We start from the raw sequence: 22,533 nt of genomic DNA, 5'->3' as shown, positions 1-22,533 counted from the left end.
CAGAAACGGCCGGAAATCCGCTTTCCCTTTTCCCTAGGGCCTGTTGCCCATGACGAGGTCCTCGACCCGACAGGTCTCCTCGATGATCAGGTCGTAGAGCCGGCGCAGGAACTCCTGATCGACGCCGTGGCGCTCGCCGTAGCGCGCGGCGCGCTCCTGGACGACGCCGATGCGGTGCGGCTGCATCATCGGCACGCCGTGCGCGGACTTGTGGTGCGCGATCCGCACGCACACCTCGATGCGCTCGCGCACCACGTCGAGCAGCCGCGCATCGAGTGCGTCCAACTCGGCGCGCAGGTCCGCGAGTTGTCGTTCGGGCTGGGTCGGCTCCGTCGTCGCCACCGGGGTCTCCTCGTGCTTGGTCGGCAGGGCCCTCCCAGGTGTACCCGTCGGTCCGCCGACGACGGGCCCGCGGCGGGTAGCAGGGCAAGAAACGTGGCGTGGCGCAACAATCGCCGCACGCCCTGCGCAAGAGAGTCGTGGTGCGCCAACCGCCGCCAGGCATACGGTCGTTGTCGGCACCGACATGGAAGGGCTCATCGATGACCTTGTCCGCGCGCACCCTCCTGCCCGCCGGTCTCCGGGCCAGGCTGGCCGCCGATCCCGGCCTGGGCGGTGGCAATGTGCTGGAGTCTGCGCTGGCCCACAGCCCGGCCCCCGACCTCCCGTTCCTCACCTGTGCCCGCCCGCTGGCGACCTGCGAGGGCACCCTCCGCAGCGAGTTCAGCCTCCGCGAGCTCGACCGGCTCGTACAGAGCTGGTCGGTGTGGTATCTCGACAGGGGCGTACGACCCCGCGACCGGGTCGCGGTCCACCTCACGGACTCCTTCGCCTACTCGGTGCACCTGCACGCACTGGTGCGCATCGGGGCGATCGCGGTACTGATCAACAGCAAGGCCCCGCGCGAGGCGGCCCTCGCGCTGATCCGCCGTACCGATCCGGTCGGCCTCTACACCACGCGCGCCCGCCTCGCGGCCCTGGGCGAGGACCTGGCACGGCTGCCGGGCCCGCGCTGGACGGAGCTGGCCGAGGACGTGCCGGCGCCGGAGGCCGCCGAACTCCCGGACCGGGCGCGGTTCCGGCACGCGCCGGAGGACCCGGTCTCGATCCTGCACTCCTCCGGTACGACGGGCGTGCCGAAGCCGGTGGTGCAGACCCACGCCTCCAGTGTGGCCGGGCCGCGCTTCCGGCTCACCCACGCCACCGACGAGCCGCACGAGCTGATGATGGCGGCGCAGCCGCAGTCGCACCTGGGCTCCGTGGTGTACGTCAACTACGCGCTGCTGGCCGGCACGCCGATGGTGGCCCTCTACGACCCCAGCGGCGCCGAACTCGTGGCGGCGATCGGCGCGCACCGCCCCACCACCGTGATGGCCTTCTCGCACGCCTTCGCGGAGCTGGCCGAGATCGAGGCCCAGCCCGGCGCGCTCGACTCGGTGGACAGCTGGGTGACGATGGGCGACGCCATCCACGAGGCCCACCTGAAAACGATCCTGGGCCGCCGCGACCCGGGACTCCCCTCCGCCGTCTTCTACGACCGCTTCGGCGCCACCGAGTTGGGCTGGGGCGTCATGGTGCACCCCCGCTCGCTCAGCTCGCAGCGCAACGACCGCTGCATCGGCCGCCCGGACGCGCTGTCCGAGGTCGTGGTGCTGCGCCGGGACGGCACCCGGGCCACCGCCGGGGAGGTGGGGCTGCTGGGCGTCAGCGGCCCGACCGTCACCGCCGGTTACTGGAACGACTCCGACACCACCTACCGCAGCCGGCTCTCCGGGTACTGGCTCTCCGGCGACCTCGCCTACCAGGACGAGGCCGGGTACTTCTACCAACTGGACCGTGCCGTGGACGCGGTCGAGACCGCCGAGGGCATCGCGCACTCGGTCCACATGGAGGAGTTCCTGCTCAACGAGCTCCCGGTGCTCGCGGACTGCGCCGTGGTCGGTGGCTGCCTCGACGGCATGAACGTGCTGGTGGCGGTGGTCACCACCGGCGAGGCCCGACCCCGCCCCGAGACGGTGCTCGCCTCGGCCAACAAGGTACTGCGCGAGGCCGGCCACCAGGAGCTGTCCGTGCTGGAACTGGCGCGCACGGACGCCGATTTCCCTCAGGGAGTGACCGGCAAGGTGCTCAAGCGGCAGCTCCGCGCCAAGTACGCGGAACTGGCGGGCTATCTGCGCGCCTGCGACACCGACGCGGTCGCCTGGACCCTGGACGTCGGCTGACCGCCGGCGGACGCCGGGCCGTCAATGGCCCGGCGCGGGACGAGTCAGCCGCGTGCGCTGGGCAGGCCGGGGGCGGGCACGCCCGGCGGGGTGGTCTCCCACTCCGCGCCGAGCAGGGCGTACACGGCCAGGTCGGCCCGTTCGCCCTTGAGCATCTCGCCCTGGACGAAGAACGCCTCGCGGCGCATGCCGAGCCGCTCCATGAGCCGCATCGACGAGGTGTTGTTGCCGTTGCACATCCCGATCACCCGGTGGAAGCCGTACCGTTCGAACGCCAGCCGCAGCACCTGGCGGCCGGCCTCGGTGGCGTAGCCGTGGCCGGAGTGGTCGGGGTGCAGCAGGAACCCGATCTCGGCGCGGCCCAGTTCGGCGCTCAGCCAGTGCAGGTTGAACTCGCCGATCAGGCGCCCGCTCGCGCGCAGTGTCACGGCGATCGCCAAGTTGTCGCCCTCGGCGGCCAGTTCGGACTCCCGGCAGCGGGTGGCGAGGGCGGTGCCCGTCTCCTCCCGGCTCCGTGCGTTCCACAGCAGGTAGCGCGTCACGTCAGGACGGCGGTGCAGGTCGTACAGCTCATCGAGGTCCTGGGGCGTGAACGGGCGCAGCACGAGCCGTTCGGTGGTGATCCGATCCATGATGCGGCGGCTCCACGGTGACGGGTTCCGGTTATCGCGCGATGAACAGTTCGAGGATGCTAGCAGTCCCGACAGCACCGTCCGGCGGGAGCTGCGACGAGGGGCGTTCCAGGGGGAGTTCCGGTGTTCCGCAGCATGCCGCTGACCGCGCTGGTGGTCGCGAGCGGTGCGTCCTCGCTCGGGGCCACCATGACGCTGATCGCGGTGCCGTGGTTCGTCCTGGTCCGGACGGGCAGCGGCACCCAGACCGGGCTGGTCGCCGCCGCGGAGACGCTCGGCCTGGTGCTGTCGCTGCTGTGCGCGGGCCCTTTGGTGGACCGGTACGGGGCCCGGCGCGGCAGCGTACTGGCCGACCTGTGCACTTGTCTGGCGGTGCTGGCGATCCCGCTGGCGGACGCGCTGGGGGTGCTGTCGCTGCCGGTGCTCGTCGGGCTGGTCTTCATGGTCGGCGCGAGCCGGGCCCCCGCGCGCAGTGCCAAGCAGGTGCTGCTGCCCGCCGTGATCGGCGCCACCGGCATCCGGGTCGAGCGCGCGACCAGCGCCGAGGAGACGGCGCTGCGCACCGGGGACCTGCTCGGCGCGCCGCTCGGCGGGGTGTTGATCGCGCTGGTCGGGCCCACCTCGGTGCTGATCGCCGACGGCACCGCGCTGATCGTGTCGGCGCTGCTGGTCGGCCTGTTGGTGACTGGTGCCCCGGTCGGCGAGGGCGCTGCCGCCGCGGGGGCGCGCGGCTATCTGCGCGAACTGGCCAAGACCGCGGTCCAGTTCCGCCGGGACCGGCTGCTGCTGGCCCTCGGCGCCGCCTGTGCCGCGGTCAACGCGCTGACCAGCGGCCTGCTGTCGGTGCTGCTGCCGGCGTACGGGGTGTCGGTGTGGCACAACAGCACCCTGGTGGGCGTGTTGATCGGCGCGGCCAGCGGCGGCAGCATCCTGGGCACCGTGCTGTACGGCTGGTTGAGCCGCGGCGGGCAACGGTGGCGCACCTTCTCGGTCTGCTTCCTGGTCTCCGGCGCCCCGGTCTACGGGGTCGTCGCCCTCAATCCGCACCCGCTGCTGCTGGTGCCGCTGGTCTCCCTGTTCATGATCGCCAACGGGCCGGTGAACCCGGTGATCGCGGCGGTGAAGTACGCCCGGGTCCCACTCGCCCTGCGCGGCCGGGTCTTCGCCGCCTTCAGCGCCTCGGCCAACGCGGCGATGCCGCTGGGCCTGCTGCTCGCCGGCGCGCTGCTCGACGGCATGGGGCCGGCCGCCGCCGCGTACGTCCTGGGCGGGGTCTGCCTGGCCATCAGCGTCTGCCCGTTCCTCTTCCGGATCTGGCGCGACATGGACGCGCCCGACCCGGAGCACGGCACGCCGACGCCCGACACACCGTGACCCACGGCGGCGCGCGGCGCCGAAACCGCCGCGCCCGTCCCCGACCGAACCGGCTCGGAGCCGGCCCACCCCACGGAGGTCCATGATGAACCCCACCAGCGGCATCCGGCTCGCGGAAGACCTGGACGTGCTGGACCGCGAGGAGATCGAACGGCTGCGACGGCACAACCTCGACCGGATGCTGGACGCGGCCCGCAGCACCCCCGCGGTGCTGCGACGCTGGCCCCGGCTGACCTCCGTGCGGGACTTCGCCGGGCTGTCCGGGCTACCGCCGCTCTCCCCCGCCGAGTTGGCGGCCGGCCGGCCGCCGCACTCGGCGGAGTTCCTGCTCGGCGGCGACGGGCCCGGCATGGTGATCCGCTCCGGCGGCACCTCCCGGACCCTCAAAGTGATGTACCACTCCTGGGAGTTCAACGAGCAGGTGTCCGCGCTCGGGGCCCGCGGCGTACAGGCCGGCGCGCGCCGCCCGCTCGGCCGGGTGGCCAACTGTCTGCTCTCGGCCGAGCTGAACGGCGCCTTCCTCTTCGCCCAGGAGGTCATCCGGCTCTGCTCCGCACGGGCGTTCCCGATCGGCAGCACCATGGGCGTCGGGCAGACCGCCGAGGTACTCGCCGAGCACGCGGTGGACACCCTGATCGCCGCCCCCGGTTTCGGCGTCGACATCCTCACCGGGGTGCCGGCGGACCGACTCGCCGCGCTGCGCACGTTCCTCTACATCGGGGAGGGTCTCGGCACCGAACGCGCGAAGGCGGTCGCCACGGCCCTGCCCGAGCTGGCGGTGCGGTCGCTCGCCTACTCCACCACCGAGACCGGCTGCATCGGCTACCAGTGCGCCCACCAGAGCGGCACCGAGCACCATGTGCACGAGGACGCCGTCGTGGTGGAGGTGGTGGACGAGGAGAGCGGGGAGCCGCTGCCCGCGGGGGAGGCCGGCGAGGTCCTGGTCACACCGCTCAGCGACACCGGCATGGCACTGTTCCGCTACCGGATCGGCGACCGCGGGCGGCTGTCCGCACGGCCGTGCGGGTGCGGGAGCCGGGCGCGTGTCCTCACCCTGCTCGGCCGGACCGCGCAGTCGCTCACCGTGGACTCCGAGACCTTCGACACCGACCACATGATGGGCCGGCTCGCCGCACTCGGCATCACCGACCCCGCCGACTGCCAGTTGCAGGTGCGGTGGGAGGGTAACCGCTATCGGGTGCGGCTCCTGGTGTCGCCCGCCGTGCCGCCGGGCGTCACCACCGAGGCGGTGGCGGCGGCGTTCGCCGGCGGCCTGGAGATCCACGCGGTCATCACCGGACCGCGCTGCACCGGGTTCACCGTGGAGCGGGCCGATCCGGCGCGGTTCGCACGCACCAGCCGCGGCAAGGTCCCCACCCTCTACGAAGACATCGCCGCCTCATGAGCCACGACCATCACCCCGTCACCACCGCCTACCTCGACGCCTGCGTACGGGAGGGCCCGGCGGGCCTGCGCGCCGTCAACCGCTGGCTGCGCTTCCCGCCGCACCTCTCCGCCGCCCACGCCGGGAGCCTGCTCGGCCGCCCGCTGTTCGTCGACCGCGCCGCGATCCACCGGCTCGCCGACCGGCTGACCGCCTTCCACGCCCTGCTCACCGCGCTACCGGAACGGCTGTTCGCGGGCGATGTGGCCGCGTACTGCGCGGCGCTCGGCCTCACCGGGCGGCGGGCGCGGATTCTGGGCCGCGCCCACGGCACCCCCGCGCCGCTGTACGGCCGTGCCGACCTGCACCAGGTCGGCACCGGCTGGAAACTGCTGGAGTTCAACGTGGGAAGCGAGCTCGGCGGGGTGGACCGGGCCGGCGAGGTCCCGCGGGCGCTGCTGGCGGACGACCGCTTCCGGGCGTTCGCGCGGGAGCACGGCCTCGGCCACGTGGACACCTGCGACGCGGTCGCCCGGATGCTGACACGAGCCGCCGCCACCGTCTCCGACGCGGACGCCCCGGTCATCGCGCTGCTGGAGATGGACGGCCGGATCGCGCGATACGGGACCCACATCCGCCCCTTCCAGGAGAGCATGCGCGCCAGAGGCATCGACCTGCGCCTGGCCGAACTGGGTCAACTGAGCGTGCGGCGCGGCAAGATCCACCTCGGCGACACACCCGTCGACGTGCTGTTGCGCTATGTGACGCTCGATCAGATCACCGCGCACCCGTCCGGCGAGGAGTTGCTCGAACCGGTGCTCCGGGCCCACCAGGACGGCCGCACTGCGCTGGTCACCCCGCTGTCCAGCTGCCTGTACGACAGCAAGGCCGTCCTCCCGCTGCTCTCCGCCCCCCGGCTGCGAGCCGCCTTCACCGAGGCGGAGCTGGCACTGATCGACGAACTGCTGCCGTGGACGCGCAGCACCACCGAGCGGCACGTCGAGGTGGCCGGCGACCAGCTCGACCTGACCGACTACTGCCGCGCACACCGCGCCGACCTCATCCTCAAGCCGAACGACGCGCTCCGGGGCGAGGGCATCGTCGCGGGCTGGGAGGCGACCGACCGGGAATGGACCCGGGCGGTACGGGCGGCCGTCGGCGGCAACTTCGTGATCCAGCGCAAGGCCCCGCCGCGGCCGGAGCCGGTCTGTGACCCGGACACCGGAGCGGTCGAGGATTGGTTCGCCACCTGGGGCGTGTTCCTCACCGACGAGGGCTACGCGGGCACCTACGTCCGTGCGCTGCCGGCCACCGGCAGCACCGTGATCACCTGGGACAGCCCGCGCCGGACGACCGGGGTGTTCGCGTGCCCGGCCGGGGCCTGAGCATCCGGTCCGGGCCGCCCGCCTCGCCGCGGCGCAGGAAACGGGGCCGTCCGGCAACACCGTTCCTCCGCAGGCACCTACCTCACAGTTGAGATCACTTCTTGGCCATCGCCCAGCGGCTACCGACCGATCTCGAACTGCGGCGCGCTTCAACGGGATTGGGTAAATCTGGATCACTCAGCCAGTGCCGGCCGCAAAGGGAGCGTGCTGGGTGCGCGGCGGCCCGCAAGCCCCTCAGGTGCTTGCGGGCCGCAGCTTCTCACAGGCAGGCTCAACGCCTGTCGAGGCAGGGGAGCGAGGCGGCACGGCGGCTAGCCCCCGACCCCGGCACGCGAGTCAGGCAGCGGTGACGCGGTAGGCGCTGACCCAATCGCCGATCTTGTGATAGCCGGATCCGTCGATGGTGATCGACCCTCCGGTGCAGTCGGCGTTGTCCCACAACTCCACCTTGACGTTGCTGCCGTTGGCGCGGGCGGAGCGGATGTGGTCGTTCCAGTTGTCGCCTACGTAGTGGCATTCCCCGACGTTTCCGCTGAACGTCGTGTCCGCACCGGACCAGTCCTCCTCGTAGTAGGCCGTCCAACTGCCACTCGCCAGACGGGCATTGCTGGTGGAGGAGTGAGAGGGCGAGGACGCGAGCGGCTGAGCGGCCGCCGGATAGGCGCTGATGACTGTTCCAGCCAGGACCGCAGCCGAGACCGCGAGCTTGCGCAAAACGGGCATGACATCTCCTATCAGTGCTGAGCCCCAGAATCCCCAAAGTCGTATCCGGGGCGTCCCGAACGGGCATTTCCGCCGTGCTCCGCTGCCGACGAATAGCGAATCCGTCGAGGCTTCGAACCCTACCCGCAAGCACGACACCGGCAATCGTGGCGGCGGAGAATAAACGATGGATGAACGCCCGAACGGATTCTCGCCACAACCTGTCGCGGCAGCCCCACAAACATCAGAAATTCCACTCTGTGAACCGTCGCAGGGATGTCTCACTAAAGACCCGAAAGACGCGTGCCGCCTCGCCGTCACCCCGCTGAACTGCCCGCTCAAAGCTCACTATGCGCACCTCGGCGACCGCACCAAGCCGCGAACCGACTCGACATGGACACGCAGCCCGACAACAACGATGCGCCCCGAGGCCGCCACCTTTCCCCCTCCGTCGACTTCTTCACCAGCGGCGTCCCCGCGATGAAATCCGCAGTGCGCACATCGACACAAGGCGCAAGGCGCCAGCTTCTCGCGTGAAGATGCAACCGGGTTGGGTCAGGCTGGAGATTTGATGGTCAATCAGGCCGACGGGATCGTGGGCGAATCGCGCGCACCTCCAGCCTGGTGATGAGACGTCGCCTCATGCAGCCGGCCCCCGACAGTAGGGAGGAGGCTTGAGCGCCAGGCCGTCGCGGAGGTTGCCGCCGCACCCCAGACGCAGGCAGGCGCCTGACGCAACAACCACCTGATCACCAGCGGCAGTTACTGCACCGCTGCCCCGAACCCCCCTTCCGGATATCGGATATCGCGCCACGTCAATCGTGCAGCAGGCGAACGAACCGGGCTCTTTCGACTGCACGACGCCTCGGTCTGACGCACGCGCCCCAGGCGCCTCATCAGGCCATCAACGCACGGCCGCACTTCGTCGTTCCGGTCACCATTCCCCGAGCGCCCAGGGGCTTTCGCGGATCCCGATGAATGTCAGGGTTCGCTGGTTGCGGCGAGACTTCAGCGGCTAGGATATCGCGCGCTGCTCGCGCCGGCGGTCGGCAAGATTGGCGGTGGGGGGCGAAGGCACCGTGATTGAGCTGCAAAAATGCGCAACCGCAGCCCAGGGCAGTCCTGCCCGTCAGGCTTGCGAACGCGCGTTCGCTTTTCCCGGCACTCGCAGCGCTTGCAGCTCGCCCGCAATGCCCTCCGGCGATCACCACAAAGCGGCCCACGTAACGGCAGTTGACCCATTTCCCTTTCCGTGGCGCTCGCGGCCGGCGTGAACGTGCAGCGAGAAGCGGGTCCTTCCCTTTGACGACGAGAGAAATGTGGAGTGTGATGCGGTGAACCAAGTCGGCAGAGACTCGCGCCGGTTGGCCTTGCGGCCCGTGGAACCACTGGCGCGCATCGGGTTATCTGTGCTTCTACTGGCGGGCGGCACCGTGGGTGCGATGGCCGGACCGGCCGCCGCTTCAACCGCCGACGGCACGCTGACGGTTGAGGTGTTGCGCGACTACTTCGGCACCGGCGTGATCAACGCGACGATGGACGTGCCGCAGCGGGGCATGAGGGTGAGGATCACCGACCCCGCCGGGCACGAGGTCGCCGGCGTCACGGATGCCACGGGAAAGGTCGTGGTGTCGCGGTCAACCGTGCTGAGCGGCGGCCGATACCGCGTCGACGTCAACGTCCCGGCACCGTACAGCGGTTATCTACGGGCGGCTCCCGCGTCGACGGCCGGGAACCACTTCGACAGCTTCACGTCGTTCGTGGATGTGTCGGGCGGGAAGAACGCCTCAGTGGTGACGGGCGTGTGGGATGCGGCCAACTACACGCTGCCGGACTCGCGGTATTTCGTACCCGTCCAGAATGGCGCCAGCGGGACCGACACCCGGGCGTTGGTGGCGTTCGACACGAAGGCCCGAGGCACGTGCCCCACCGGCGTGTCGTGCCCGGCAACGCTGGACACGCAGGCCCAGGTGGGCACGACGTTCGGGTTGGCGTACGACAAGTACCGGAGCCGGCTGTTCCAGGGCGCGTTCGCCCGCCGGTACGCCCCGTACGGGCCCAAGGGCGCCGGCGCGATCTATACGGTGCCGGTCAACGGATCAGGTGCGCCGAGGCTGTTCGCGCAGGTGCCGAACGCTTCGGTGACGCCGCACGACACCGCCAACATGATCAAGGATTCCGGGTTCACCGACGCACCCGGCAAGGAGAGCATCGGTGGCCTGGCCCTGTCGGAGGACGGCTCCACGCTGTACGCGGTGAACCTGCTGACCCGCAGCCTGGTGCGCTACAACGCGACCGGGGCCACCGCCGCTACGCCCGAGGCGACCGTGCGGATCCCGGACCCGGGGTGCGCGAAAGCCAGCGACTGGCGGCCGTTCGGTCTCGCCGTCCACGACAACACGCTGTACGTCGGCGGCGTGTGCACTGCGGAGAGCACGCGGCAGCGCGCGGACCTCAAGGCCGTCGTCTACACCTACGACGGCAAGCGGTTCACCACGGTGCTGGCCCACCCGCTCACCGGCAAGCGCGGCACGGTCTTCGTCGGTGCCGGCAACGTCGACCAGGCCACCCACTGGAACCCGTGGAACACCACCCTGGCCACTTGGGACGAGCGCAAGGCGGGCGGCGCCTTCATCGATCCGCAGCCGGAGCTCGCCTCCCTCGCCTTCGCCCGCGACGGTTCGATGATTCTGGGGTTCCGCGACCGGTTCATGGACGTTCTCAGTGCGAAGGGGCTGGACCCCCGTCCGGGGAACAACACGCCGGAACTCGGCATGTCCGGTGGTGGCATCACCATGGCCTGCGCCAGACCCACCGGTGGATACGCGTGGGAAGGCACCGGGAACTGCCCCAACCACGCCGACCCCGCCACCGACGGCGGCAAGGACAAAAGCGTCGTCGAATACTTCCCGGGGGGCTTCTTCGCGGGCGGGCACCAGGAGACCGCGCTCGGGTCGGTCGCCTACATTCCGCAGCAACAGTGGGTCGTGAGCACGGAGTTCGACCCGACCGTCAACATCGAGACCGCCGGGACCGGCTACTACGACATCACGACCGGTCAGGGCCCGGGCAACAATCCGACCGCCAACGCCTACCAGTTCGTCGGTCAGGAGCAGAACGGGTTCGGCAAAGCCGGCGGGCTCGGTGACATCGCGTACGCGGCGGCGAACGCGCCGGTCCAGATCGGCAACCTCGTGTGGTTCGACGCCGACCACAACGGGATCCAGGACCCGGGCAAACCGCTGCTGCCGGGGGCGACGATCAACCTGCTGGACGCCGACGGCAAGAAGGTCGCCACGACCAAGACCGATGCCGCCGGCGAGTACTACTTCGGTGGCGTCGGCGCCGCGTACCAGCTCACGCCTGGGGCGAAGTACACGGTGCAGTTCGATGTGTGCACCGCGGACACCAGCAAGGTGCCCGGTCAACCCGCGGCAGGCCAACTGCGGTTCACGCGCCCGCACGCCGGTAACGACCGGGCCCATGACTCCAATGTGATCCCGCCGACCACCGGGCGGTTGTGCAACGGCTACGCGCCGGTCACCGCACCGGACAAGCCAGGAGGGGTCGACCACACGATCGACGCCGGGGTGTACGTCCCGAAGGCAACACCGACGCCCACCCCCACCTCACCACCGGTCTCCACGCCACCGTCATCCGCGCCGCCTGCCAACCCGGCCCCGGCCGGCGGGAGGACGGGTTCGCTGGCGCACACCGGCATGTCCGGGCTGCCGGGGGCGATCGCCCTCGTCGGTCTGCTGGTGGGTGCGGGCCTGGCCATCGTGCTCATGAGCCGGAAGCATCGCTCCCAGAAACACTGAAACGAACCGAACAACAGTGATCTGCCTGCCCGCGACCCGGAGGGCGCGGGCAGGCAGATCACGTCTCGGCCGGTCCACGAGGGTCGGCCTTGGCTCCGTCCGTCACTGGACCGTCGAGTGTCGCCGCGCCCACAACTGCGGCCCGGCAGCGTGACGTTGGAGAGGGTGAAGCAGAAGAGTGTCAGCGTCGAGCCGCGTGCGGAGCGTGAGAATCCGGCAAGCTCAACCAGGCGGTGCGGCCGACCGGCGCCGATGGTTGCGGCCACGCTGGGTGGCAGCCGTCCTCGGCGCCGTGGCCGTCACGGTGGCCGCGTTCCTGGTCGCCGGCGGCGGCTCCGGCCCCGGCGGTCCGCGCGCACTGACTTCGGACGAGGTGAACCGACTGGCGATCACGAGGTTCCGCAACTACCAGGCGCACGGCCGTGCGGTGACGATCAGCGTGCCGAGCACGACCGGCGGGCTGTTGATCACCGGGTCCGTCGACTACCGCGCCAAGGTCGGCTACGGGGTGGTGCACGGCACCGGGCGCGACGCGGCCGGCGACGGGCTGATTCAGTGGAAGGCCGGCACCGTGCTCGTGCGCCCCATGGCCAACGCTCCGGCGGTGGCACCGGCATCGCCACCCGCGTCGGGTTGGTACGGGCGTCCGTCGCAACCGTCCGGCAGTGCGCTGGACAGCGGGCTGGCCATCGCGCTCGGGCTCGGCAGCAACCGGCCGGACAACGCCGAGCTGCTGCCTCAGAACGGTGCTGCCTGGGTTGGTCAGGGCCAGTCGCGCGGCCGTGGAGTGGACATCATGCTCGGGCCGCACACCGGTGTCGGCGCCGGTACGTCGGGGACCGTGCGCTACTGGATCGGCCCGGACGGCACCATGTACCGGGTCCAGGCCGATGTGGCCTCCGCATCGCAGCCGGTCGTCATCGACTTCGACACTCAGAAGTACGCACCGGTTCGCCCGCTGCCGGGAGTTGCTCCTACGCCGTAGCCGCCGCGCGGCGCGGGGCGCCGTGCTCAGGGCGTGCGCACCCGTGCGTGGTCGGCGAGCAGTGTCCTCGTCGGCAGCGGGATGCGTGCGGTGTCCGGTAGCGCCGGAACGGCGGGCACGGTGGTGGCGCCGGCGGCGGTGGCGTTCGGGAACTGCGGTTGTGGGCCAGGCGCTGCCACCTCGGTGAACGGGATGCCGCCGGGCGCCTTCGGCGCCGCCCATGTGCCGGACGGCGTGGGCGAGTTGGCGGAGACCGGGCAGGGCGCGGTCGTCGCGAGCTGAGCGGGCACGGTTGTGCCCAGCTTGTTGCCTTGCAGGCAGTTGCCCTTCCCTCGTGTGGCGCCGGGGAACGTCCAGCCGATGTCGAGGCCGTTGGCGGCGAAGAGGTTGTCCACGATCTGGTTGCCGTCCGGCGGGATGTCGGCTCTCGCGGTGATCTCCAGCCCGGCGTTGGCGTTGTCGGCGATGCGGTTGCGGAGGAAGCGGTTGTCGCTGCCGCCGTCGATCCCGATGCCGATGCCCCAGCCGCCGTCCGCCTGCTCCGGGGTGGCTGTCTGCTGGTTGGCCGCGATCAGGTTGCCGACGACCACGGCACCCTGCTGCGGCAACAGCTTCTCCTGGTGGTCGGAGTTGGTGGTGAGGCCGACCCGGTTGCCGACGAAGCGGTTGCCGACCACGTACATGTCTTCGCTGGCGTTGGTGCCCTCGTAACCGACGGCGTTGAGTTCGGCGACGTTGTCCCGCACCACGGTGTGACACGGCTTGCACTGCCCGACATAGATCCCCGAGTCGGCCCCGCCGGACGTGTACGTGTGCTCGATCACGCCGTTCTGCGCGGAGAACGCGTAGATGCCGTACAGACCGTTCCGGGTCGCGGTGACGTACGAGACCAGGAACGACTTCAGGAAGGTGGCGGGCTCGTCGCCGGTGTCGTAGCCCCCGGAGCGCCCCGGCAGCCCGGCGGCCACCTTCGCCGAACCGGTGACCAGGACCCCGTTCTGGGTGTTGTCCCGCACGGTCAGGTTCTCCACGGCCACCCCGGGCGCCGCGACGACCACACCGTTCGGCTGCTGCAACCGCCCGTCGATGACGACCTTTTCCCGGGATGCGCCGCGGAGCGTGACGCGAGCCGTGTTGATCTTCACCGACTCGTGGTACACGCCCGGAGCGACCAGCACCAGGTCACCGGGCCGAGCCAACGACACCGCGTCCGAGATGGTCGGGGCGTCGGCGGGTACCCGGATCGTCACCTGCGCACCGGTCGGTCGCCGGCCGTGGCGCGATCCGCCGTCGCCGCCGCCGCAGCCGGCCGCAAGTGCCAGTGTGCCCAGTACCGCCGCCACCGCGCGAAGAGCTGATCGAGGCATGATCCCAGTCTGGCATGTCGCCCAATTCCCCGCCAGAATGCAGTAGTTGACCTGAAGGTGCGATTCGGGTGTGGCACTCTGCACACCATGCACCGAGCCGACCGCCACCCGTCGCGCCGCACGTTCCTGGATGTCACCGGCGCCATGATGGCCGCCGGTCTGACCGCCGGGTGCACCCCGCACGCCGCGCAGCCAAGCCGGCACGCCCCGTCCGCGGCGGCCGCACCCGTGCCGGTTGCGGCGACGGGCCGGCATCAGGCGGGCATCGCGCTCCCCCAGCCCGCCCAGCCCCATCTGCTCGCCGTGGTGGCGGACCTCGGTGCCTCCGTGGCTCCCGGCCCGTTGCTGGCCGAACTCGGCCGGGCCATCCGCACGCTCACGGCGGGGACCGATCCGCGGCTGCTGGGTCTACCGCCGGGCGACCTCACCGTGACCGTCGGCGTGGGCCCCCGGCTGGTGCGCGCGGTCGGTGCCGCACTGCCCGGCGCGGCCGACCTCCCGCGATTCTCCCGCGAGCGGATCGCCCCCCAAGCGCGCGGCGGTGACCTGCTGTTGCAGATCTGCGCCAGCGACGCGCTGCTCCTGCCGGTCGTCTCCGCCGCGCTCCTCGGCCAGGCCGGTGACCGCATCCGCGAACGCTGGCGGCAGTCCGGACGCCGCGGTACGAACGTGCCCCTCGGCAACGGCCTCACCGCGCCACGCAACCCACTCGGGTTCATCGACGGCATCGTGGGCCCGCACACGGCCGCCGAACAGCGGCGCGACCTGTGGCTTGCCGGGCCTCCCGCGGTCGCCGGCGGCACCCTTGCCGTACTGCGACGGATGGAGCTCGACCTGCCGCGGTTCGCCGCCCTGTCCGTGGCCGAGCAGGAAGCGGTCTTCGGGCGGCGACGGGCCAGCGGCGTCCCCCTCTCCGGCGGCACCGTCGCCTCGGGCCCGGAACTCGGCGCCAAGACACCAGACGGACGCTACCTCGTCCCCGCGGACTCCCACGTGCGCAGGGCGCACGCCACCGTGGTCGGGGTCGGCCTCATGTTCCGTCGCTCCTACAGCACCGACGAGCCCGCTCCCGGACTGCTCTTCATCGGCTTCCAGAACGACCTGCGGACGTTCACCGCCACCCTCACCCACATGGACGGCTCCGACGCGCTGCTGCCCTTCACCACCACCACCGCCAGCGCGACATTCCTGATCCTCCCCGGCTTCGACCGGCAACACCCGCTCGGCTCCGGGTTGTTCGGCTGATCACGTGCGTCGGCCCCGCTCGGGCCGCCCGACGTCGCAGGGAGGCTTCGGGGTGCTCAGCTGGCGATGCCGACCGGGTGGACCTTGATGGTCTCGTCGTACGAGCCGCCCAACTTCAGCGCGTCCGCCGGCCACTTCAGCGACACGCTGTGCGTCTCGTTCGGCGGCGTCACCATGATGTTGGTCGGAGACGTCAGGCTGTCGCCGCTCAGGTCGACCTTGTACGAGATGCTGAACGTCGCGGTGTCACCAGGCTTCAAGTTGGTGATCCGGGGCACCTCACCCCCACGGTGAACAGGAGCGGAAGTACCATCGGCATCCTTCAAGTCAACGCCCGCAAAGCCCGTCACCGAGCAGACGCTCCCCGCCTTGCTGGTCATCTGCACGGTGATCTCCCCCTCCTTCTCGTCACGCGAGGAGTTGTCCGCCTCCATCACCAGGTCCGACGTACGGCAGAACGTGCTCTTGCCCCCACCCTTCGCCCCACCACTCCCAGCATGGACACGGGACGAATTGGCCTCGCCGGCACCCGACTTCGCCTCACCGGACCCCGACGTGGTCTTGCCCTCCTGCTTGTCGGCGCCCTGCATCCCAGCCGCACCCGAAGCGCCGCCCTCGGCACCGACCGAACCCGTGCTCGCGCCCGCCTGACCCGCGGGCTTCGCCGCTTTGGCGTCCGCACCGGAACACGCGGTCAGGGACAATGCGGCGGTCGCAGTCAGAGCCGCGGCGGCAACACGCACGGCACGGCGACGAACAATGCGGGCATGGGTGATGGAGCTCATTTCGGGTCCCCCCGGTCAAGTCGGTGTCGGTAACTCCTCGGTACGACACCCACTTTGATCAAGCCCACTATCGCCACACTGCCGCACCACTAACGCCCAACTAATACTGCTCCGCCCCGCAGTACGCCTACCCGGTCTCGCCCAGGGCAACGCCCAAGAAGCTCAGGGTACTCAGGGCACCTGCGGTCCCCGGTACTCGTGCATCGCGTCGATCAGCCAGCGCGCCAGGTAGTCGGCGAACGAGGAGCGCGGGAGCAGTCGGTAGGTCGGCGCGGCATCGAGCTGCCAGAGCAGTACGGGGACGGGGCCCACTGTGGTGGACACCGCCTGGCCGGGGCCGAAGGCCCGGGGGTGTAGGTCCAGCGGGCAGCCCTTCTCCAACACCTGGCGGGCGGAGGGGCCGCTCAGCTCCACGGTGGTGCGGTTCGCCGAGACGTTGACCACCGAGCCCGGGTTGGTTCCGAGGGCGTCCCGCAACTCGGCGGTGACGGTGGTCTCTTCGGCCGGGGACAGCACCAGCCACTCGTCAGGGCCCAGCCAGGCAAGGGTGGGGGAGCCCGCCGGGGCAGCGGAAGAGGTGGTGTCGCCGCACCGGCGTGGCAGGGCCGTGCCAAGGGTCTTCTCGATGCGGGCGGCCGCGTCGGAAGCGGGGTCGACGCGGAGGTTCACCATGGTGGTGAACGGCCGCTCGGTCAGCGTGACTCCGCGGGCGCCGGTGAAACTGGCGGCGCGCATCCGCTGCGTCAGGTGGGCCAGCGGGCTGGTGCGCAGGGCCACCGGTCCGGTGCCCGCGTCGGTCGTCGTCGGCTCAGCCATCTCGCTTGGTCCCTTCGGGGTCGTAGAGGACGGAGTCGGCCACCTCGACGGGCACCAGGTGCGCGCCCACCGGGGCGAGCAGGGTCTCGCCGATCCTCGCCCGTCCGCCGGCGACGAGGGCGAGGGCGAAGGGACGGCCGAGGGCCGCGCTGTGGTAGCTGGAGGTGACGTGGCCGAGCATCGGAACCGGCCCGGCCCCGGGGGTGATCGGGACGTCCGGCGCGACGAGTTGGGTGCCCTCGGGCAGCCGCGTCGTGCGGTCGCTCGGCAGCAGGGCGACGAGTTGTTTGCGGTCGGTGCGGGCGGTGTCGGCGCGGGAGTAGGAGCGCTTGCCGATGAAGTCCTTGTGCTGGGAGACCGCCCAGGACATGCCGGCGTCGTGCGGGGTGACGGTGCCGTCGGTGTCCTGGCCGACGATGAGGTAGCCCTTCTCGGCCCGCAGGACGTGCATGGTCTCGGTGCCGTACGGGGTGATGTCGTGCGGGCGGCCGATCGCGTGGACCTCGTCCCAGACGGCCGGGCCGTACCACGCGGAGACGTTGATCTCGTAGGCGAGTTCGCCGGAGAAGGAGATCCGACAGAGGCGAGCCGGGATGCCGGAGGCCAGGGTGGTCTCGCGGAAGGCCATGAAGGGGAACGCCTCGGTGGAGAGGTCGACGTCGGGTGCCAGGTGGGCCACGACCTCGCGTGACTGGGGGCCGACGACGGCGATCGTCGTCCACTGTTCGGTCACCGAGGTGCAGTGGACGTCGAGTTGGGGCCACTCGGTCTGCAGCCACTCCTCCAGCCAGTCCAGGACCGCGGCGGCGCCGCCGGTCGTGGTGGTCATGAAGTAGCGGTCGTCGTCGAGGCGGAGCGTCACGCCGTCGTCGAAGATCATGCCGTCGGGCTTGCACATGACGCCGTAGCGGGCCGTGCCCGGCTTGAGCTTCTTGAAGGCGTTGGTGTAGATGCGGTTGAGGAACTCGCCGGCGTCCGCGCCCCGGATCTCGATCTTGCCGAGGGTGGAGGCGTCCATGAACGCCACGCCCTCACGGGCCGCGCGGCACTCGCGGGCCACGGCGGCGTCCATGTCCTCGCCGGGTCGCGGGTAGTAGCGGGGGCGCTTCCACTGCCCGACATCCTCGAACACCGCTCCCTGGGCGAGGTGCCAGCCGTGCAGGGAGGTGGTGCGCTCCGGGTCGAAGAGTTCGCCGCGCTCCCGCCCGGCCAGGGCGGCGAACGCCACCGGCGCGTACGGCGCTCGGTAGGCCGTGGTGCCGATCTCGCCGGGTGACGCGCTCCCGCCGAGGGCCTCGGCGATCACCCCGATCGCGTTGACGCCGGAGGTCTTGCCCTGGTCGTTGGCCGTGCCGAGCGAGGTGTAGCGCTTGACGTGCTCGACGCCGCGCATGCCGGCGCCGGTGGAGCGCAGGATGTCGGCGGCGGTGACGTCGCGTTGGAGGTCGACGAAGTGGGTGTCCAGGTTGCCGCTGTCGGGGCCCGGTACCAGCCACAGGGCACGTACCGCGTCAGGGCGTGCCCGCTGGTGGCGTGGAGTCGTGGGGGCCGGCACCGGGAAGCCGGCTTCCGTTGCGGCCAGTGCTCCGGCGCGCGCGCCCTCGGCCACACCGTCGTCGAGTGCGTATGTCCCGTTCGCCGCACCGACGATCCGCTGGTTGCGTACGGTGCCGTCGGGCACGAAGGCGACCAGGTCCTCGTCCCAGCGCAGGCGGCCCTGGCGCTGGCTGTGCAGGTGGACCACCGGGCTCCAGCCGCCGGAGACGGCGAGCAGGTCGCAGTCGAATGGCCGGGCGGGGCCGGCGAGTTGGCCGTCCGGGTCGATCGCCCGGACCGTGACCGAGCTGAGCCGTCCCTCGCCCGCCGTGTCAACGACCGTGCTGCCGGTGAGGACGCGGGTGCCGGTGTCGGCGGCGACCTCGACGGCCCGTGCGGTCAGTTCCGGGCGTGCGTCCACGACGGCGGCGATGGGGATTCCGGCGGCGTGTAGAGCGGCCACCGTTGCATAGGCGCTGTCGTTGGTCGTGCTCACCACGGCCCGCGAACCGGGCGCCACGGCATACCGGTTGAGGTAGGTGCGCACGGCCCCGGCGAGCATCACGCCGGGTCGGTCGTTGCCGGCGAAGACCAGCGGGCGTTCGTGCACGCCGGTCGCCAGGACGACCTGGCGGGCTCGGATGTGCCACAGGCGTTGGCGGGAGATGCCCTGGGACGGGTCGGGGGCGTCGGCTCCGAGGTGGTCGGTGCGGCGTTGGAGGGCCAGCACGTAGTTGTCGTCGTAGGAGCCGATGGCCGTGGTGCGGTGCAGGACGACGGCCTCGGGGGCGTCGTCGAGGACGGTGTGGAGTTCGGCGGCCCACGCCAACGCGGCCTGCCCGTTGACCTGTTCGGCGCGTCCGGCGAGCAGCGAGCCGCCGGGCTCGGGCTGGTCGTCGACGAGGATGACCCGGGCGCCGGAGCCGGCCGCTGCGGCGGCGGCTGCGAGCCCGGCGGGGCCGGCGCCGACGACCAGGACGTCGGTGTGGACGTACTTCTTGTCGTAGACGGCGGGGTCGGGGGCTGGGTCGAGCCGGCCCATCCCGGAGAGCGTCGTTGCGGACAGGCCGTCGTACAGCTCCACGGTCGTCGCCGGGAGCATGCCCTCCGAGCAGGGGCCGGCGATCTGCACCAGGGCGTTGGGTTCCTCGACGCCCGCGGTGACGATGCCGCGCGGGCGACCGCGGTAGAGCGACGGGGCGACCCGGATGAGGCCGTTGGCCAGCATGGCCGAGGCGACGGTGTCTCCGGGGTGACCGGTCAACTCCCGCCCGTCGACAGAGAATCGGAGCGCGGTGGTGCGGTCGATGCGGCCGCCTCGTCGGAGCCGGAAGTGCTGGTCGGTCATCGGTTCCCTCCGGCCTGGGGCAGTTGGGGGCGGGGCTCGTCGAGCCGGTAGGCGGCGAGTACCTCGTGGGTGGCGGTGTCGCGCAGCACGTTGAACCAGCGGCGGCAGCCGGTGCTGTGCACCCACCGCTCGGCGAAGGGACCTTTGGGGTTGTCACGGTAGAAGACGTACTCGGCCCACTGCCGGTCGTCGAGGTCCGCGGGGTTTTCCGGGTAGGGGACGTGGGCCTGTCCCCCGTAGTGGTACTCGGTCTCGTCGCGGGGACCGCACCATGGGCAGTTGATCAGCAGCACGGCGTCCTTCTCTCGGCAGGCTCTCGGTGGCCTCGGCGGGGCTCGGGGGCGGGGGTCAGCGCCGTCTCGGCTGGTTCAGCGGGCCGCTCAGTGGGCCACGGCTGCGGCGCCGTGTTCGTCGATCAGGGCGCCCGTGGTGAAGCGTTCGAGGGCGAAGGGGGCGTTCAGCGGGTGCGGTTCGCCGGTGGCGAGGGTGTGCGCGAAGGTCCAGCCGGCGGCGGGAGTGGCCTTGAAACCGCCGGTGCCCCAGCCGCAGTTGACGTAGAGGTTCTCGACGGGGGTGGTGCCAATGATCGGGGAGGCGTCGGGGGTGACGTCGACGATGCCGCCCCAGGTGCGGAGCACGTGCGCGCGGGCGAAGATCGGGAACAACTCGACGGCGGCGGCCATCTGTTGCTCGATGACGTGGAAGGAGCCGCGCTGCCCGTAGCCGTTGTAGGCGTCGACGCCCGCGCCCATCACCAGCTCTCCCTTGTGTGCCTGGGAGACGTAGACGTGCACGTGGTTGGACATGACGACGGTCGGGTGGACCGGTTCGTGCAGTTCGGAGACGAGTGCCTGGAGGGGGTGGGACTGTACCGGCAGTCGGACGCCGGCGCGTTCGGCCAGTACGCTGCTGTGCCCGGCGGCCGCGAGGCCGACCCGTCCGGCGTGCATGCGGCCGCGGTTGGTCTCGACGCCCACGACCCGGTCGCCGTCCTTGAGGAAGCCGGTGACCTCGCAGCCCTGGATGAGGTCCACGCCGAGCTCGTCGGCGCGGCGGGCCAGTGCCCAGGCAACGTGGTCGTGTTTGGCGATGCCGGCCCGTGGTTGGTAGGTGGCGCCGAGGACCGGATAGCGGGTGCGGGGCGAGACGTTGAGGATGGGGCAGACCTTGGCGACCTCGTCCGGTTCGAGCCATTGGGCGTCGATCCCGTTGAGGTGGTTGGCGCTCGCGCGGCGGACGCCCTCGCGGACGTCCTGGAGGGTGTGTGCGAGGTTGAGGACGCCGCGCTGGCTGAAGAGGAAGTCGTAGTCCAGCTCCTCCGGGAGGCGTTCCCACAGCTTGAGCGCGTGCTCGTAGAGGGCGGCGCTCTCGTCCCAGAGGTAGTTGGAGCGGATGATGGTGGTGTTGCGGGCCATGTTGCCGCCGGCCAGCCAACCCTTTTCCAGGACGGCGACGTTGGTGATGCCGTGGTTCTTGGCGAGGTAGTAGGCGGTGGCCAGGCCGTGGCCGCCGGCGCCGACGATGATGACGTCGTACGAGGAGCGCGGCTCGGGGTTGCGCCAGAGGAAGTCCGGGTGCTCCGGCAGCGGCTCGGCGGTCATTCCGTGCCTCCCGTGCGGTAGGGCAGGTGGGGGTAGAGGGGGAACGCGCCGGCCAGCTTCCCCACCCGGTCACGCAACAGTCCGGCGCGTTCGTCGCCGAGCCCCTCAACCTTCAGTGCCTGGGCGATGATGTCGGCGACCTCCCGGAATTCGGTCTCGCCGAACCCGCGGGTGGCCAGGGCCGGAGTGCCGATCAGCAGGCCGGAGGAGACCATCGGCGGGCGCGGGTCGAACGGTACGGCGTTGCGGTTGACGGTGATGCCGATGCGGTGCAGCCGGTCCTCGGCCTGCTGCCCATCGAGCGCGGAGTTGCGCAGATCGACCAGCACCAGGTGGACTTCGGTGCCGCCGGTCAGCACCGTGATCCCGGCTTCGGCCACATCGTCGGCCAGCAGCCGGCCGGCGAGGATCCGGGCGCCGTTCAGGGTGCGTTGCTGACGCTCGGCGAACTCCTCCCCCGCCGCCACCTTGAAAGCCACCGCCTTCGCGGCGATGACGTGTTCCAACGGCCCGCCCTGTTGCCCCGGGAAGACCGCCGAGTTGAGCTTCTTGGCCAGTCCGGCCCTGCTGAGGATCACCCCGCCGCGCGGTCCGCCGAGGGTCTTGTGGGTGGTGGTCGTGACGACGTCGGCGTACGGCACCGGGTTGGGGTGCAGGCCCGCGGCCACCAACCCCGCGAAGTGCGCCATATCAACCATCAGATACGCGCCCACCGCGTCGGCGATCCGCCGGAACGCGGCGAAGTCCAGTCGGCGGGGATAGGCGGACCAACCCGCGACGATCATCTTGGGCCGGTGGGCGAGGGCGAGTTGCTCGACCTCGTCCATGTCGATGCGGAGGTCGGTTTCGCGGACGTGGTACGGCACGACGTGGTAGAGCTTGCCGGAGTAGTTGAGGCGCATGCCGTGGGTGAGGTGGCCGCCGTGCGCCAGGTCCAGGCCGAGGATGGTGTCGCCGGGGTCGAGCAGTGCGAACATCGCGGCGGCGTTGGCCTGGGCGCCGGAGTGCGGCTGCACGTTCGCGGCTTCCGCGCCGAACAGTTCCCTCACCCGGTCGATCGCCAACTTCTCGATGACGTCGACGTGTTCGCAGCCGCCGTAGTAGCGGCGGCCCGGGTAGCCCTCGGCGTACTTGTTGGTCAGCACCGAGCCCTGGGCCTCCATGACGGCGGCCGGGGTGAAGTTCTCCGAGGCGATCATTTCGAGGGTGGACTGCTGGCGGTACAGCTCGGCGTCCACCGCGGCGGCGACGTCCGGGTCGAGTTCGCCGAGCGGCCGGGAGAGCGGGGAGCAGGCGAATGTGCTGTTCGACGGGTCCGTTGCCATCTGTG

At 71.0% G+C, this 22,533-nt stretch carries 17 protein-coding genes; 7 read left to right on the top strand and 10 right to left on the bottom strand.

Annotated elements, in window-relative coordinates; translation table 11 throughout:
* Positions 1-33: 33 nt before the first annotated feature.
* Positions 34-342: a chorismate mutase family protein gene (locus PV796_RS37195; protein WP_274918161.1), complete on the bottom strand. Its 309-nt coding sequence runs from the start codon at positions 340-342 to the stop codon at positions 34-36.
* Between the two features lie 200 nt (positions 343-542).
* On the opposite strand from PV796_RS37195, the gene PV796_RS37190 reads away from it, so the two are divergent.
* Positions 543-2,222: a class I adenylate-forming enzyme family protein gene (locus PV796_RS37190; protein WP_274918160.1), complete on the top strand. Its 1,680-nt coding sequence runs from the start codon at positions 543-545 to the stop codon at positions 2,220-2,222.
* Between the two features lie 44 nt (positions 2,223-2,266).
* On the opposite strand, the gene PV796_RS37185 is transcribed toward PV796_RS37190, so the two are convergent.
* Complete coding sequence (locus PV796_RS37185) at positions 2,267-2,854, bottom strand: GNAT family N-acetyltransferase (RefSeq protein WP_274918159.1); 588 nt, start codon at positions 2,852-2,854, stop codon at positions 2,267-2,269.
* Between the two features lie 123 nt (positions 2,855-2,977).
* Between PV796_RS37185 and PV796_RS37180 the strand changes: the two genes are divergently transcribed.
* The 3 genes from PV796_RS37180 (at position 2,978) to PV796_RS37170 (ending at position 6,997) form a co-directional block, all read left to right on the top strand.
* Positions 2,978-4,228 carry an MFS transporter gene (locus PV796_RS37180; RefSeq protein ID WP_274918158.1) on the top strand — a complete coding sequence of 417 codons (1,251 nt, stop codon included), beginning with the start codon at positions 2,978-2,980 and terminating at the stop codon, positions 4,226-4,228.
* Positions 4,229-4,310: 82 nt separating this feature from the next.
* A complete protein-coding gene (locus PV796_RS37175) occupies positions 4,311-5,633 on the top strand; it encodes an AMP-binding protein (protein WP_274918157.1) in 1,323 nt (440 codons plus the stop codon).
* On the top strand, positions 5,630-6,997 hold the full coding sequence (locus tag PV796_RS37170) for a hypothetical protein (RefSeq protein WP_274918156.1): 1,368 nt from the start codon (positions 5,630-5,632) through the stop codon (positions 6,995-6,997). The genes PV796_RS37175 and PV796_RS37170 overlap by 4 nt, the downstream gene beginning before the upstream one ends.
* 336 nt (positions 6,998-7,333) lie before the next feature.
* Here PV796_RS37170 and PV796_RS37165 read toward each other — a convergent pair whose 3' ends face one another.
* Positions 7,334-7,720 carry a peptidase inhibitor family I36 protein gene (locus PV796_RS37165; protein ID WP_274918155.1) on the bottom strand — a complete coding sequence of 129 codons (387 nt, stop codon included), beginning with the start codon at positions 7,718-7,720 and terminating at the stop codon, positions 7,334-7,336.
* Between the two features lie 1,421 nt (positions 7,721-9,141).
* Between PV796_RS37165 and PV796_RS37160 the strand changes: the two genes are divergently transcribed.
* Positions 9,142-11,520 (top strand): SdrD B-like domain-containing protein, encoded by a 2,379-nt coding sequence (locus PV796_RS37160; protein WP_274919371.1) that lies wholly within the window; start codon positions 9,142-9,144, stop codon positions 11,518-11,520.
* Between the two features lie 304 nt (positions 11,521-11,824).
* On the top strand, positions 11,825-12,505 hold the full coding sequence (locus PV796_RS37155) for a hypothetical protein (protein WP_274919370.1): 681 nt from the start codon (positions 11,825-11,827) through the stop codon (positions 12,503-12,505).
* A 26-nt stretch (positions 12,506-12,531) separates the two neighbouring features.
* On the opposite strand, the gene PV796_RS37150 is transcribed toward PV796_RS37155, so the two are convergent.
* Complete coding sequence (locus PV796_RS37150; RefSeq protein ID WP_274918154.1) at positions 12,532-13,872, bottom strand: right-handed parallel beta-helix repeat-containing protein; 1,341 nt, start codon at positions 13,870-13,872, stop codon at positions 12,532-12,534.
* A gap of 87 nt (positions 13,873-13,959) precedes the next feature.
* Here PV796_RS37150 and PV796_RS37145 point away from each other — a divergent pair, with 87 nt between their 5' ends.
* Positions 13,960-15,117 carry a Dyp-type peroxidase gene (locus PV796_RS37145; RefSeq protein ID WP_274918153.1) on the top strand — a complete coding sequence of 386 codons (1,158 nt, stop codon included), beginning with the start codon at positions 13,960-13,962 and terminating at the stop codon, positions 15,115-15,117.
* A gap of 56 nt (positions 15,118-15,173) precedes the next feature.
* Here the strand turns inward: PV796_RS37145 and PV796_RS37140 are convergent, their stop codons facing one another.
* The 6 genes from PV796_RS37140 to glyA all read right to left on the bottom strand — a co-directional run bounded on the left by PV796_RS37140 (position 15,174) and on the right by glyA (position 22,528).
* Entirely contained in the window at positions 15,174-15,902 is a 729-nt protein-coding gene (locus PV796_RS37140) for a DUF4232 domain-containing protein (protein WP_274918152.1), read from the bottom strand.
* Between the two features lie 171 nt (positions 15,903-16,073).
* Positions 16,074-16,718, bottom strand: a complete 645-nt coding sequence (locus PV796_RS37135) for a sarcosine oxidase subunit gamma (protein WP_274918151.1) — start codon at positions 16,716-16,718, stop codon at positions 16,074-16,076.
* Positions 16,711-19,602: a sarcosine oxidase subunit alpha family protein gene (locus PV796_RS37130; RefSeq protein ID WP_274918150.1), complete on the bottom strand. Its 2,892-nt coding sequence runs from the start codon at positions 19,600-19,602 to the stop codon at positions 16,711-16,713. Before PV796_RS37130 ends, PV796_RS37135 begins: the two co-directional genes overlap by 8 nt.
* Positions 19,599-19,895, bottom strand: a complete 297-nt coding sequence (locus tag PV796_RS37125) for a sarcosine oxidase subunit delta (protein WP_274918149.1) — start codon at positions 19,893-19,895, stop codon at positions 19,599-19,601. Before PV796_RS37125 ends, PV796_RS37130 begins: the two co-directional genes overlap by 4 nt.
* 87 nt (positions 19,896-19,982) lie before the next feature.
* Positions 19,983-21,203, bottom strand: coding sequence for a sarcosine oxidase subunit beta family protein (locus PV796_RS37120; protein WP_274918148.1), 1,221 nt, complete (start codon positions 21,201-21,203; stop codon positions 19,983-19,985).
* Entirely contained in the window at positions 21,200-22,528 is a 1,329-nt protein-coding gene (gene glyA, locus PV796_RS37115; protein WP_274918147.1) for a serine hydroxymethyltransferase, read from the bottom strand. Before glyA ends, PV796_RS37120 begins: the two co-directional genes overlap by 4 nt.
* Positions 22,529-22,533 lie beyond the last annotated feature (5 nt).

The organism is Streptomyces sp. WZ-12 (genome assembly GCF_028898845.1).
In the GTDB taxonomy this organism is placed as follows: domain Bacteria; phylum Actinomycetota; class Actinomycetes; order Streptomycetales; family Streptomycetaceae; genus Streptomyces.
The sequence above is the reverse complement of the archived record's forward strand: the minus strand, read 5'-3'. Positions and strand labels throughout refer to the sequence as shown.